This window comes from Simiaoa sunii, from assembly GCF_014337175.1.
Lineage (GTDB): Bacteria > Bacillota > Clostridia > Lachnospirales > Lachnospiraceae > Acetatifactor > Acetatifactor intestinalis.
Genome location: NZ_CP060633.1, coordinates 3070385 through 3083365 on the forward strand (window position 1 = coordinate 3070385; position 12981 = coordinate 3083365).

Genomic DNA, 12981 nt, shown 5'->3' on the forward strand with positions numbered 1-12981 from the left:
GCTTCCTCCCATATTGTCATATTCCCATACGTTCAGATCAGTTATCGTCTTTTTCCGCACGGCCATCATACTCTGCCTTGAAAGCCGTCACCTGTTCGCTCTCGACACCCTCGGTGCTGTCCGGCCAGAACAGTACCTTCAGTGTCAGAAGCATCAGCTTCAGATCGAGCCATACAGAATAATTTTCGATATATGTTAAATCCAGTTTCAATTTATCATACGGAGAGGTATTGTATTTTCCGTATACCTGGGCGAATCCAGCCAGTCCCGCCTTCACCTTCATACGGAAAGCAAACTCCGGCATGACTTCGGTATACTGGGCAATGATCTCCGGGCGTTCCGGTCTGGGGCCGATGAAGGACATATCTCCCCGCAGGATATTGATCAGCTGGGGCAGCTCGTCCAGACGGCATTTGCGGATCACTTTCCCGATCGGAGTGATGCGGTCGTCATTTTTCTGTGCCAGGCGGGCTACGCCGTCCTTCTCCGCATCGGTGCGCATACTGCGGAACTTCATGATATAGAACTCTCTCTGGCCGATGGTACAGCGCACCTGCTTATACAATACCGGACCGCCGTCATACAGCTTGATCGCCAGTGCCGTCAGGAGCATCAGTGGAGAGGTGATCACCAACAGGATCAGGGAGCAGACCACGTCGATGGAGCGCTTGATGAACCGCTGCTCCATGCTGAGGGAATACTCTCTGGTCAGCAGGATCGGCGTATCAAATACATGTAATTCCTCGGAACCTACTAAAATAACATCTGATATTTTCGGCATTACATACACACGGATCGACTGCGCATAACAGAATTTCAGTATGGTGTTGCGATCCTTCTCATTAATATCCCAGATCACGACAGCGGTGATCTCACCGTTCTGATAATCACTCAGAATCTCCCTGCAGAGCTCTGCCGCGCCCTTTCTAATATGTTCACATTTCGTGATCTTGTATTTATCCTTACGGCTTTCGAACTTTTTACAGATATCCGCGATGGGACGATCCCCATGGATCAGCAGGAGTTCTCTGGGCGGGAACGCCGTACGATAGATTTTATTCGCAATATTGGCATAGATGATCACTGCCACGATCTGCAGCACTACCATGAGCAGGAACATATCCGGCGGGAACACACTACGCGCCATCATACACAGCTCGGCATAGATCAATACATCTGCCATCAGTGTTGCAAACACCTGGGAAAATATGATCTCCGTATTTTTCATATAACCCAGACGCATTCCGCCGTAGGTCACGGAGAAAAAGATCAGGATCACGCTGTAGATGCCGTTCTCCAGCAGGAAGCCGCGGTACCAGATCTTCTGCAGCGGGTCTACCAGCTGGAACTGGAAGTGGAACTGCCACATGTAGGCAAACAGGGCAATTTCCAGGAACAGGCAGATCGCCGACAGTCCTATATTGATCAAGCGCTTGAAGGATTCCCTCCTGCGCAATCTGTTCACATAATAATTACCGTTTGTATTCAACACAAACTCCTCCTATATTCTGCGCTTCACCGCACGTACTGCCCAGAAGCAGAAATGCCAGGCGCTGCTTGGCACAGACATTCCCTCTGCCTTACGATACAGATTCCAGATCCTGCGCAGAGCTTCTATCTTGTTGGAAGACAGGGATTTCCCCGCTCTCCGATATTTTACCAAATTTTCATCCAAACCACAAGCTACAGTACCCCCGCGCAGTATTCTCCACCATAACGCGGTATCCTCACTCTTGATCTGCGGCATCTGCAGCTCTTCTTTTGACAGCTGTTCCATGTCGAACATTACTGTGCTGGTGAAGATCGTAGTATTTTTCAAGGCTTCCTTATAATTTATGGTCGTCGGTACATGGACTATTTTCCCCGTTCCTACGCCGTTCTCGTCGGCGAATTCATATCCTGTGAACACAAAAGCAGCCTTCTGCTCCTTCATAAAAGCAAGCTCCCGCTCCAGCTTCTCCGGTACCCACAGATCGTCCGCATCCAGATAAGCCAGGTAACGTCCCTTTGCCTCATTCACTCCCAGGTTCCGCGCCCTGGCAGCTCCCAGATTCGTGGGATGGGTCAGCAGCCGGATCCGCCGGTCTCCGGTCCGCCGGATATATTCTTCGATGATCTGTCTGCTACGATCCGGTCCACAGTCTTCTATTAACAGCAGCTCCCAGTTCGTATAGGTCTGGGCCCGCACACAGTCAAGTGTCTCTTCGATATAGTTTTCCGCCCGGTATACCGGTACCACTATACTGATCAAATCCTCTTCCATATTGTAATCCTTCTGTTTATCCGAATTCTGAGCCGGTTGTTATCCGGCTTCTATCCGATTCCTATCCGATTTTTATCTGATTTCTATCTGATTTTTATCAGGTAATATCCTGCTATGGTCTTCCGCTCTGTGTCTGTCCCCAGGGTCTCCTGCAATTTTTCCGCGGTATCCTCCGGCAGATCCCCCGGCAGTAAAATGTAGTCTACTCCTGCGGCCGCCGCACTGTCAAGGCAGGTTCTGAAATCAATGGTCCGCTCCCCGGTATTTTCCTCCGTGCGGACATACTCCGGCTCACCGGTCTCCTCCAGATGGTTCATCCACAGGTACAGGTCCTCCTGCCATGTCTCGTAGGTGTCGTACGAATAGCTTCCCAGCGCGGCATCCCAGATGCTTCTCCCATACACGGGATGGATATCGGCACTGTATGCCCTGGCCGCCGCCAGGATCTCCTTCGGAGCCCATAGGCTATATTCCGTCTCTCCGCTCTCTTCCAGGTGATATTCCGACAGCTGCCCAAGCACCTCCCGGGGTGTCTCCACCTGTGTCAGCTGTGAACCGGTCCGGTCCGATACCGGATTCCCGCTCAGGATCACAATTCCCGCCAGGAGCAACGTGACCGCCACATTCCGGATACTTTTTTCTCTCCACAGGGTATACAGGAACTCTGTACATGCCCAGGCGATCAGTGCTGTCTGGGGCACTGCTGCCCAGATCCATACATAGGAATAAAACGCGGTCTGGTATTTCATCAGGATCACCGCTGTCACCGGACAGATGCAGGCCAGCGTGATCAGCACCGCATATAAATAGAACAGCGGCTGCTTCCCACCGTTCCTTGCTGCTTTGCTTTTCCACAGGCAATACCCCAGATAGAGGATAGCTGCCAGCAGCAATGCTGCATATTTCCCATGCTGCGTATAATCGAGCCAGCCGTTCGTGGCGGACTTCAGAAGTGTCATCATTCTGCGTCCTCCTCTCCCGGTGCTGTCTTCACAGCCTGTGTTTTCTTATGATCGCTGCGGCTGCACATTGTCCACAGCCACCGTAATGCCACCCATGCCAACGTCACGAGCAGGCACACTCCCGCGCCGTACAGTGTCCAGACCATACAGGCTTCCGCCAGGATACAGAGCACCGCACCGAGATATTTTCTCTCGAACAGGCACGAAAACAGATACGGAAGCAGCACCGCCGCACGGATCGTCACTCCCCGGAAACCTCCGTAGAAAATATCAAATCCGTCCACGCCGGGCATGTAAGTCCCTGCACAGAACAGTATTCCCACTATGATCAGGAAGATATTGCATTTTTCTCTATTATGATCAAAAAGCACGGCACCCAGCCTACCGTAAGCCAGGTATCCCATACATAAAGTCAGGCAGGGGATCAGCCGGTATACTACCGTTTCAGGGGCCATACCGCTCCAGTGGCTGATGGTTCCGTACAGAGTAGGCAGGCACAGCAGCTTCAGACGGAAAGACATGCCCTGTGTATACGGTTCCCCCGTGAGGGGATCCACCGTATAGATGCTGTTCTCCTTCAGGAAGGTATTGACGGTCTCCAGCGTCATATCGCCGTCCGTCCACACACGTCCTCCCGTAAGGATCCATAGCACCTGCAGCAGAATGAAAAATACAAGTACTACTGTCAAAATCTGTTGTCTTCCGCTCGTTTTGCTGTTCTCCGGTGCCGGTTTTCCGATGATGCTGTTTTTATGTGCGATCAGGCCGGACAAGATCAATACAAGCACCGCTACGGCGATCTCCGCCAGCAGCAGCTCCGTTACAGCCAAAAAAGACCACCCCAGCAGGCAGCCCGCCAAATGGGCGACTTCCGTCAGCCCGATGATGATCAGACAGCCTCTGATCAGTAAATCCGATATCCGAAAAGTCATGTTTTCTCCCGGTGCCCGCTCCGTGGATCCGGGCAGGCTCTCTATTGCTCTGAATCGTTATCATCTTACCATATTTATCGGGACTTGACAAATATTACGTGGCACGCATGAAAAAGCATAAAAAAGCCGCATACCGTAAATCTCTTCCGGCATGCGGCCCTGTCAGTGTGTAAGAAAGAATACTGCATCGAAACGTTAACTTTCCTAATTTAAAAAGAATAAATTCAATATGTTACATAGCCTTATAATCCAGTCGGATGTTGTCCGCGATACGTGCGATATACTCGCTGTTCGTCGGTCTGTTCCTTCCGCTGGCTGCTGAATATCCGAATATTTTCTCAAATGTCTCCACATTTCCCCGAGTCCAGGATACCTCAATGGCATTCCGGATGGCGCGTTCCACTTTTTGGTCTGTGGTCTTGAAATGTTTTGCGATCGTAGGATACAGAAGCTTGGTAACGCTGCTTACCACTTCCATATCTTTTCCTGACAAAATAATTGCATCACGTAAGTAGTGATAACCCTTCAGATGCGCCGGCACCCCTATCTCCAGCATGATTTTGGTTACATATCTCTCCAGTTCAGAATCTTTTACTGCTACAATATCCAAAACAAGTCCCCCTTTATACTTGTCGAGTATTGCTCTCCTACCGTGACTGACAGAGAAATAGTATCATAGCTGTCGTTTTTTGAAAAGACTTTTTTCCGTTAAAATATAGTTAAGAGAGCAAAAATGTTACATTTACCCCCTGTTTTGTAACAGTAAAATGCCTAGATTTCTTCCTTTACCAGGTAGATCGGTCTGCGTTTTACTTCCATATAGGCTTTCGCCAGATACTGTCCGAGAATACCGGTACAGAAGAACTGGATGCCGCTGGTCATCAGGATAATGCACACCAGGGAAGGCCAGCCGGAGACCGGATCACCGAAGATCAGCTTCCTCACAATGATAAATACGATCATCAGAAAAGCGATCACGCAGAACAGGATCCCGACAAAAGAAGCGATCAGCAGCGGTGCTGTGGAAAAAGCAGTGATCCCGTCTATGGAATATACCAGCAGTTTCCAGAAATTCCACTTGGTCTCTCCCTTGGCACGTTCCACGTTTTCATATTCCAGCCATTTGGTACGGAAACCGACCCAGCCGAAGATTCCCTTGGTAAAACGGTTATACTCCCGCATGGAAAGGATCGCATCCACCATCTGTCTGGTCATCAGGCGGTAATCTCTGGCACCGTCCATCATCTCGGTCTGGGATATCTTCTTCATCAGATGATAAAATCTTCTGGCGAAAAAGCTGCGGATCGGCGGCTCCCCTTTTCTCGTAACGCGGCGGGTAGCCACGGAATCATATCCCTGCCAGATATATTCGAACATTTCCGGCAACAGGGAAGGCGGATCCTGCAGATCCACATCCATCATGACCACATAGTCTCCCCGAGACTTTTCCAGTCCGGCGAACATGGCGGCTTCTTTTCCGAAATTCCTGGAGAAGGAAATAATATGCACGCGCGGATCCTGCTCGATCAGCTTTTTCACTTCCCGCACAGTACCGTCTTTGGAACCGTCATCGATATACAACAGCTCCAGTTCTATTTCTTTTTCCTTGAAAAAAGGATCATTCTTCGTCAGTTCCCGGTAAAACAGGGCTACACTTTCCTCTTCATTATAACAGGGCACTATTACACTCAACAGGCTCATTACTGGTCTCCTTAGGCTTTGGTTATAAGAATCCACATGACACTATTATACGTTTCTTTCAACATCATTTCAAGCCATTCTTCCCACATCATTTCAAGCCAGGCACTGTACTTTTTTCTTCTTTTGGATTATACTGAATTTATATATGCCTGTCCTTCCAAATGGGGCGTGGCAGAAACGAGGTTATTTATGACTTTTTTTGAAGAATTTTTCAGTAATCATATTTTTCTGACTGCAGCCTGCGGCTGGTTCGTGGCACAGATCCTGAAGACTCTGATCCATCTGATCATTTCCAAAAAATTCGTGGCGGAGCGTCTGGTGGGCAGCGGTGGAATGCCCAGTTCGCATTCCGCTACCGTATGTGCACTGGTCACTGCGACATGCTACGAATACGGCGCCGGCAGTTTCGAGTTCGCCATCTCTCTGATCCTGGCGATCATCGTGATGTACGATGCCATGGGAGTCCGCCGCGAGACCGGTATTCAGGCACAGGTGCTGAATGATATGATGAAGATCTTCGAGGATATGGGCCGTAGCGAGATTTCCCCTCATGACAAGCTGAAGGAGTTCGTGGGACATACTCCTCTGCAGGTACTCATGGGTGCGCTGTTAGGTATTTTCTGCGGCGTGATCATTTATACTTTTGTGATCTGATCAGGGATAAGGTTTGATGGATTTTTTTGATTGGTAACGCTTTTGGTAAATACCGTATTATGGTCGAGGTGACTTTTACATGATTTCTCATAATAATAAAAAACGGACCTGGCACAGAGCCGCCGCGCTTCTGCTGTCCGCTTCTCTGCTGCTGACCGCCTGCGGCGCACAGAACAATAATGATAATATTTTCAGTCCGATCCTGCCGGACAACAGTCCTGCTTCTTCGACGGATCCCGATGACAAGCTTCCGGATCCTGTGACGATCGTGGTGGAAGATGATTCGGTGGCGCCCGCCGAGGGAATGGTGCGCAGTCGTCTCACCAATGAATGGGTGGATGCCGATGTTGCTGCCACGCGCCCTATTGCTGTCATGATCCCCAATGAGGCTGCCGCGATCCCTCAATATAGTCTGTCCGAGGCTTCCATTCTCTATGAAGCAAATGTCGAGAACCGCATGACGCGTATGATGGCAGTCTATGAAGGCTGGGAGGATCTGGACAAGATCGGCAACATCCGGAGTCTGCGTGATTATTATGCCTACTGGGCATTTGAATGGGATGCGTTCCTGGTGCATTTCGGAGGGCCTTTTTTCATCAATGAATTGCTGGCACAGCCGGACACGCAGGATATCGACGGTACCTCCGGCACGGATGAAGGAGCCTTTTTCCGCACCACGGATCGCAACAAGCCTCACAATGCTTATGCTTCCGGGGCCGGTCTGCTGCGGGTGATCGACCAAAAAGGCTACAGTCTGGAATATCGTGGACTGTCCGACGAAGAGCATTTCCGTTTTGCCACGAAGGCTGAACCCAATACGCTCGGGCAGTACGGTTCCAAGGCCAAGGATGCCACTTATATCGATATGTCAGGGTGTTACCCTCTGACCAGATGTTATTTTGAATTCAATGAGGATGACGGTCTCTATTATCGTTCCCAGCATCTGTCCGGCAGTACGGACGGACCGCATATCGATGCATTGACCGGCAAGCAGCTGACTTTTAAGAATATTCTGGTGCAGAATACCTTTTATGAAGAGTTGGGCGAGGGATACCTGGCATTCCAATGCCACGACACCACGAGAGACGGCTGGTTCTTTACGAACGGCCGGGGGATTCACGTGAATTGGGAGAAGACCTCCGATTACGGTGCCACGAGGTACTACGACGACAATGGTGATGAGGTTGTCCTCAATGCCGGCAAGACTATGATCTGCATCGTGGAGGACGGCGATTCCTTCACGTTCCATTAGAGATGTAAATTGAGAGTTTACGAAAGCATAGCCGCACATAGGCATAGTGAGGACAGCGATGGGCGCTTGCGCACAAATCGCTGTCTTTACTTATGCCGTGATGCGGCGAACGCCGCGATATGAAATAAGATTGGCAGCGTTTTTGCTGACAATCTTATGAATAGCGTGGCTCATTGCGGATGCCATCTGCCACCCGGGGAGATCTGTTTGTATTAAAAACACCATTTTCTGCTAAAAAAATACAAAAACATGAGATTTTGCCATGTAAAAAGCTGTTATTTTCGCTGAGCGTGCAAAATGAAGAAATTCCGTACAAAAATTCCTGATTTAGAAGTTTTTTTGTACGGATTTTGCTATTTTGATGCGATTTTCACCAAAGCAATAGAAAGAGGGCTACGGGGCTGTTTCGCTAACTCCCTGCTTAGTAGGGCAAGCATATTACTGCCCGGAAAGTGCTTTTAGAAATCCAAGCGGTATTTTTATCGAAGAATCCATGAAAACGTTCTGACAATTACCGCTTCGGCATAGGATGCTTCCATTCCGGCAGTAAATATCAGTCACTATAAAAGAAAATCACTTCAAACTTACTGCTTCTACAGCACAAAATAGATTTTAGGCGGTAAAATCGGAACATCAAAACAAAAATACCACCCAGGAAGACAACAAAGTCATCCGGGTGGTATTTAACTAACTCTCAATTTACACCATTTCAATAGAAGTAACTTTATATCCCAGCTTCTCCACAGCCTCGCGCAGTTCCTCTTCGGGGATGTCCGCGCCGAGTTTTACGATCGCTTCGCCCTTCTTGAAGCTTGCCTTGGCATTGACCTGGGCCATGCCGTTGAGGGCATTCTCAATGCGGTTCTGGCAGTTTGCGCAGGACATTCCTTCGATCTGAAGCTTTTTGGTCGCAACGATAGTGTCTAAGTGTTTCGGCTTGATCTTCACATCGCCTCCTCCGCCGCAGCATCCGCCTTCACCTTTGAAATGCTTTCTGGATCCCAGTAATGCTGTCACGATCACTATGATCAATATTCCACATATCATATAAGTTCCCATATGTTTCGCTCTCCTTGTTGTTTTCTTTCAAAAAATAACTATTCAGAACTCCATTTTCAAAATCGCCTCTACGAGGCTTCCTTTTTGCTGCAATATCTGTCAAAATTTCATGCAGATTCGTATTATCCTGCCACCCATATAAATAAAACCGGTGCAGGAAACAGCTCTGTCCATCCAGATTTCCTGCCCCCACACCGGTTTTTTACTTATTTCTAATTCCCAACATATTTCTAATTTCTAGCATACCTGTTCCGCACACTCGCACGGTCTGATCGTCACGTTACTCACCCTCTGGTCTACGAGGTATCCGCACGACTTGAGTCCCGCCCGGATCACGGAATTCCATTTTTTTGCAGAGAGATGATGTATCGAACCATCATCCAGCTCAATGGTACAGGCATTTTCCATCATGCAATTTTCAGAGTAAGCTACCTTGTACATGTTCTTACGGCTGATAGCACCGATCTCTTCTAACAGGTTGACCATGCGGTATACGGTTGCGACTCCCAGCTTGTCATCCTCTTCCAATGCCCGGTAGAAGATCTCCTTACAGCTGGAGCATTCGTTCTGGAGGATAATATCAATCAGCCGAAGACGCTGTTTTGTAATGCGGCAGCCTTTTTCTTTCAGCTTGGTCAATATGATCTCTCTCTGCATTTTCGTGGTCTGATAGCTTACCTGTTCCTTAGTGTCCACAATGACCTCCGCAGTGGCTGCAATCGCCACCGCACTGAATGGATTTTCCATTCTTTTTGTCTTTGATCATTTTGCGGACAATCAATGCGACTACACCAGCCAGTATCGCCAATACAACTACGGTTCCCATAGACTGCCTCCTTACTCTTATTTTACTTATGCAACCTTCCTGCTGTCAACCTTCAGAGTGGTACTCTCCTTGTAAGGACGGAAGAGCAGATAAATGAAGCCGATGATCAGAAGGAATGCTACTACAGTGCCGATACCGAAAGCACCGGTGGTGATCAGCGTACCGATCTGATATACACACAGGGATACCACGTAGGCCAGACCACACTGATAACCAACTGCGATCCAGAACCATCTGGTGTTGTTCATCTCACGCTTGATCGCACCCATTGCTGCGAAGCAAGGTGCACACAGCAGATTGAATGCCAGGAATGCATAACCGCTTGCTGCGGTGAAGTGAGCTGCCATGTTAGCATATACGGAACCTTCACCTGCGCTGTAGAGGATACCCATCGTACCTACGATGTTCTCCTTTGCTACCAGACCGGTGATGGATGCAACAGTTGCCTGCCAGTTACCGAAGCCCTGAGGGATGAAGATCCATGCCAGGCACTGACCGATCTTGCCCAGGATACTCATATCGATCTCATCCTCAGCCAGCATACGGAAGCCGTCCTCGGTGAATCCGAAATAAGTGGTAAACCATACAACGATGGTGGACAGAAGGATGATGGTACCTGCCTTCTTGATGAAGGACCAGCCACGCTCCCACATGCTGCGCAGTACCGTACCTACGGTAGGCCAGTGGTAAGCGGGAAGCTCCATAACGAAAGGAGCGGGATCGCCCTCGAAGATCTTGGTCTTCTTCAGGATAATACCGGAGCAGATGATTGCTGCGATTCCCAGGAAGTATGCGGAAGGAGCGACCCATGCTGCGCCGCCGAAGATAGCACCTGCTACCATGGCGATGAAAGGAAGCTTAGCACCACAAGGGATAAATGTGGTAGTCATAATCGTCATCTTACGGTCTCTGTCGTTCTCGATGGTACGGGAAGCCATGATACCGGGAACACCACATCCGGAACCGATCAGCATAGGAATGAAGGATTTACCGGACAGACCGAACTTACGGAAGATACGGTCCATGATGAAGGCGATACGTGCCATGTAACCACAGGACTCCAGGAATGCCAGGAAGATGAACAGTACCAGCATCTGGGGTACGAAACCAAGCACTGCACCGACACCGGCTACAATACCGTCAAGGATCAGACCCTTCAGCCAGTCGGCACATCCGATCGCATCCAGACCGCTCTCTAACAGTGCAGGTACGCCGGGTACCCAGATACCGTAGTCTGCGGGATCGGGAGCTTCTGCGCCGTCTGCTGCGTATACATCAACTGCCTCTGCCAGCTCAGCACCGGTGTAAGTAACATCCTCTGTTGCCAGAGTCTCTTCATCTTCCAGGGTGTAATCTGCGGTAGCGGATGCATCAATACCTGCTGCGAACTCCTGAACAGCTGCTACTGCTGCTGCGGGATCGTAGTCTTCAGACTCGCTGTCGATGACTGCTGCCAGAGCTTCATCACCGTCAGCTTCTACGAATGCGTTGATCACATTCATTGCATCATCATAAGGCTCGGCTGCTTCTTCATAAGCACCGGTTCCGATGGTGAACAGATGCCAGCCATCACCGAATACGCCATCGTTTGCCCAGTCGGTAGCCCAGGTACCAACGGTGGTAACAGATACATAATATACGATGAACATAACAACTGCAAAGATCGGCAGTGCCAGCCATCTGTTGGTCACGATCTTATCAATCTTATCGGAAGTCGTTAACTTCTGGCCTTCCTTCTTGGTGTAGCATTCTTTGATGATAGAGGAAATGTATGTGTATCTCTCGTTGGTGATGATACTCTCTGTGTCATCATCCATAGCCGTTTCCAACTGCTTGATCTCTGCAGATACATCGGGAACACTCTTCATCTGTGCCTGGATCTTGTCATCCTTCTCTAACAGCTTGATAGCGAAGAATCTCTTCTGTTCCTCGGGAACATCAGTCAGCTTCTTCTCTACGGTCTCGATCACGCTCTCAACCTCAGGTGCGAATTTATGTACCGCAACTGCTGCACTCTTCTTCTGTGCCAGTTCGATCGCCTTTTTGGTAGCGTTCTCGATACCGGTCAGTTTCAGAGCGGAGATCTCTACAACGGGGCAGCCCAGCTTCTCAGCAAGCTTTGCTACGTTGATCTTGTCGCCGTTCTTGTTCACGATATCGATCATGTTGACAGCCATGACAACGGGGATACCCAGTTCCATCAGCTGTGTGCTCAGATATAAGTTTCTCTCAATGTTGGTACCGTCTACCAGGTTCAGGATCGCATCGGGTCTCTCACCGATCAGGTAGTTACGTGCTACCACTTCCTCCAGCGTATACGGAGACAAGGAATAAATACCGGGTAAATCCATGATGATCACGTCATCACCGTTACCGCCGTACTGTTTCTTTAATTTACCTTCCTTTTTCTCAACGGTTACGCCGGGCCAGTTACCTACGAACTGATTGGAACCGGTCAGAGCATTGAAAAGTGTCGTTTTACCGCAGTTAGGGTTACCTGCAAGTGCAATCTTAATTGCCATTTTTCTACCTCTTTCCTCTAAAATCATTTAATAACTATTCAGACCCCATTCGCAAAACGCTCTTTCAGAGCTTCCTTTTTGCTCATGTGATTAGCTTTCACTAATTAGTTCCAGCTAACCTTCCTGCTAAAAAAAAGATCATTTACTCAACGCAAATCATCTCAGCGTCTGCCTTTCGAAGAGACAGCTCATAGCCTCTGACAGTTACTTCCACGGGATCTCCCAAAGGAGCAACCTTTCTCACATAGATCTCAACACCTTTGGTAATGCCCATGTCCATGATACGTCTCTTGACAGGACCTTCACCATTCAGTTTGGTTACCTTTACGGTCTGTCCGCAGGGAACTTCCTTCAATGTCTTCATTTTCTCCTCCTATTAACATCTTTTGGTACAGCTGTCCGCTACACCATGATTTTATTGGCCATATCCTTGCCGATGGCTACTCTTGATTCCTTGATATTCACAATCAGGTTGCCTTCGGTCTGGGACACAACTGTCACTTTACCACCTACTACAAATCCGAGGGTCTCCAAAAACTTCTTCGTCTCCTCTTTGCCGCCGATCCTCTGGATCGTGTTCTCTTCACCGGTACCTACCATACTCAGGGGCATCATACACACTTCCTTCCCTTCAATAGTATTGAACTGCTTGTGGTTTCTCATTAGCTCTTAATGAGATTCATTCTCAATTCACGTGGTTAGTATATACTAACCTTTTTTACTGTCAACATATTTTTTTGATTTTTTTCATAGAAATCTCATAGGAATTGCTTATTGATATTTTTTCTCAATAGTTACGTTTTTTACTAT

Annotated in this window: 14 protein-coding genes; 2 read left to right on the top strand and 12 right to left on the bottom strand. The window is 48.7% G+C overall.

What is annotated here, in order from left to right:
* Positions 1 to 37: 37 nt before the first annotated feature.
* The 6 genes from H9Q77_RS14175 to H9Q77_RS14200 all read right to left on the bottom strand — a co-directional run bounded on the left by H9Q77_RS14175 (position 38) and on the right by H9Q77_RS14200 (position 5858).
* A complete protein-coding gene (locus H9Q77_RS14175) occupies positions 38 to 1492 on the bottom strand; it encodes an exopolysaccharide biosynthesis polyprenyl glycosylphosphotransferase (RefSeq protein ID WP_249325973.1) in 1455 nt (484 codons plus the stop codon).
* 9 nt (positions 1493 to 1501) lie between these two features.
* Entirely contained in the window at positions 1502 to 2263 is a 762-nt protein-coding gene (locus H9Q77_RS14180) for a glycosyltransferase family 2 protein (RefSeq protein ID WP_249325974.1), read from the bottom strand.
* An 83-nt stretch (positions 2264 to 2346) separates the two neighbouring features.
* The gene (locus H9Q77_RS14185; protein ID WP_249325975.1) at positions 2347 to 3225 is read right to left on the bottom strand and encodes a hypothetical protein; all 879 of its coding nucleotides are present in this window, start codon (positions 3223 to 3225) and stop codon (positions 2347 to 2349) included.
* A complete protein-coding gene (locus H9Q77_RS14190) occupies positions 3222 to 4157 on the bottom strand; it encodes a DUF6077 domain-containing protein (protein WP_249325976.1) in 936 nt (311 codons plus the stop codon). The genes H9Q77_RS14185 and H9Q77_RS14190 overlap by 4 nt, the downstream gene beginning before the upstream one ends.
* Before the next feature lie 232 nt (positions 4158 to 4389).
* On the bottom strand, positions 4390 to 4767 hold the full coding sequence (locus H9Q77_RS14195; protein ID WP_022153170.1) for a sporulation initiation factor Spo0A C-terminal domain-containing protein: 378 nt from the start codon (positions 4765 to 4767) through the stop codon (positions 4390 to 4392).
* 161 nt (positions 4768 to 4928) lie between these two features.
* A complete protein-coding gene (locus H9Q77_RS14200) occupies positions 4929 to 5858 on the bottom strand; it encodes a glycosyltransferase family 2 protein (protein WP_022153171.1) in 930 nt (309 codons plus the stop codon).
* 189 nt (positions 5859 to 6047) lie between these two features.
* Between H9Q77_RS14200 and H9Q77_RS14205 the strand changes: the two genes are divergently transcribed.
* Positions 6048 to 6512 (top strand): divergent PAP2 family protein, encoded by a 465-nt coding sequence (locus H9Q77_RS14205; RefSeq protein ID WP_022153172.1) that lies wholly within the window; start codon positions 6048 to 6050, stop codon positions 6510 to 6512.
* A gap of 79 nt (positions 6513 to 6591) precedes the next feature.
* Positions 6592 to 7764: a DUF3048 domain-containing protein gene (locus H9Q77_RS14210; RefSeq protein ID WP_249325977.1), complete on the top strand. Its 1173-nt coding sequence runs from the start codon at positions 6592 to 6594 to the stop codon at positions 7762 to 7764.
* A 699-nt stretch (positions 7765 to 8463) separates the two neighbouring features.
* Here the strand turns inward: H9Q77_RS14210 and H9Q77_RS14215 are convergent.
* The 6 genes from H9Q77_RS14215 to H9Q77_RS14240 form a co-directional block, all read right to left on the bottom strand.
* Positions 8464 to 8823 (bottom strand): heavy-metal-associated domain-containing protein, encoded by a 360-nt coding sequence (locus H9Q77_RS14215; protein ID WP_249325978.1) that lies wholly within the window; start codon positions 8821 to 8823, stop codon positions 8464 to 8466.
* Positions 8824 to 9060: 237 nt separating this feature from the next.
* On the bottom strand, positions 9061 to 9480 hold the full coding sequence (locus tag H9Q77_RS14220) for a transcriptional repressor (protein WP_117466661.1): 420 nt from the start codon (positions 9478 to 9480) through the stop codon (positions 9061 to 9063).
* Between the two features lie 28 nt (positions 9481 to 9508).
* Positions 9509 to 9649: a FeoB-associated Cys-rich membrane protein gene (locus H9Q77_RS14225; RefSeq protein WP_022154449.1), complete on the bottom strand. Its 141-nt coding sequence runs from the start codon at positions 9647 to 9649 to the stop codon at positions 9509 to 9511.
* Positions 9650 to 9675: 26 nt separating this feature from the next.
* Positions 9676 to 12171, bottom strand: a complete 2496-nt coding sequence (locus H9Q77_RS14230) for a FeoB small GTPase domain-containing protein (RefSeq protein ID WP_249325979.1) — start codon at positions 12169 to 12171, stop codon at positions 9676 to 9678.
* Positions 12172 to 12313: 142 nt separating this feature from the next.
* Positions 12314 to 12535 carry a FeoA family protein gene (locus H9Q77_RS14235; protein ID WP_022154451.1) on the bottom strand — a complete coding sequence of 74 codons (222 nt, stop codon included), beginning with the start codon at positions 12533 to 12535 and terminating at the stop codon, positions 12314 to 12316.
* A gap of 38 nt (positions 12536 to 12573) precedes the next feature.
* Entirely contained in the window at positions 12574 to 12786 is a 213-nt protein-coding gene (locus H9Q77_RS14240; protein ID WP_119623355.1) for a FeoA family protein, read from the bottom strand.
* Positions 12787 to 12981: the final 195 nt, after the last annotated feature.

Excerpts from the sequence above, each read along its gene's own strand:
- H9Q77_RS14180 (WP_249325974.1), bottom strand. The coding sequence starts at position 2,263 with ATGGAAGAGGATTTGATCAGTATAGTGGTACCGGTATACCGGGCGGAA.
- H9Q77_RS14185 (WP_249325975.1), bottom strand. The coding sequence starts at position 3,225 with ATGATGACACTTCTGAAGTCCGCCACGAACGGCTGGCTCGATTATACG.
- H9Q77_RS14190 (WP_249325976.1), bottom strand. The coding sequence starts at position 4,157 with ATGACTTTTCGGATATCGGATTTACTGATCAGAGGCTGTCTGATCATC.
- H9Q77_RS14200 (WP_022153171.1), bottom strand. The coding sequence starts at position 5,858 with ATGAGCCTGTTGAGTGTAATAGTGCCCTGTTATAATGAAGAGGAAAGT.
- H9Q77_RS14205 (WP_022153172.1), top strand. The coding sequence starts at position 6,048 with ATGACTTTTTTTGAAGAATTTTTCAGTAATCATATTTTTCTGACTGCA.
- H9Q77_RS14210 (WP_249325977.1), top strand. The coding sequence starts at position 6,592 with ATGATTTCTCATAATAATAAAAAACGGACCTGGCACAGAGCCGCCGCG.
- H9Q77_RS14215 (WP_249325978.1), bottom strand. The coding sequence starts at position 8,823 with ATGGGAACTTATATGATATGTGGAATATTGATCATAGTGATCGTGACA.
- H9Q77_RS14220 (WP_117466661.1), bottom strand. The coding sequence starts at position 9,480 with ATGCAGAGAGAGATCATATTGACCAAGCTGAAAGAAAAAGGCTGCCGC.
- H9Q77_RS14225 (WP_022154449.1), bottom strand. The coding sequence starts at position 9,649 with ATGGGAACCGTAGTTGTATTGGCGATACTGGCTGGTGTAGTCGCATTG.
- H9Q77_RS14230 (WP_249325979.1), bottom strand. The coding sequence starts at position 12,171 with ATGGCAATTAAGATTGCACTTGCAGGTAACCCTAACTGCGGTAAAACG.
- H9Q77_RS14235 (WP_022154451.1), bottom strand. The coding sequence starts at position 12,535 with ATGAAGACATTGAAGGAAGTTCCCTGCGGACAGACCGTAAAGGTAACC.
- H9Q77_RS14240 (WP_119623355.1), bottom strand. The coding sequence starts at position 12,786 with ATGATGCCCCTGAGTATGGTAGGTACCGGTGAAGAGAACACGATCCAG.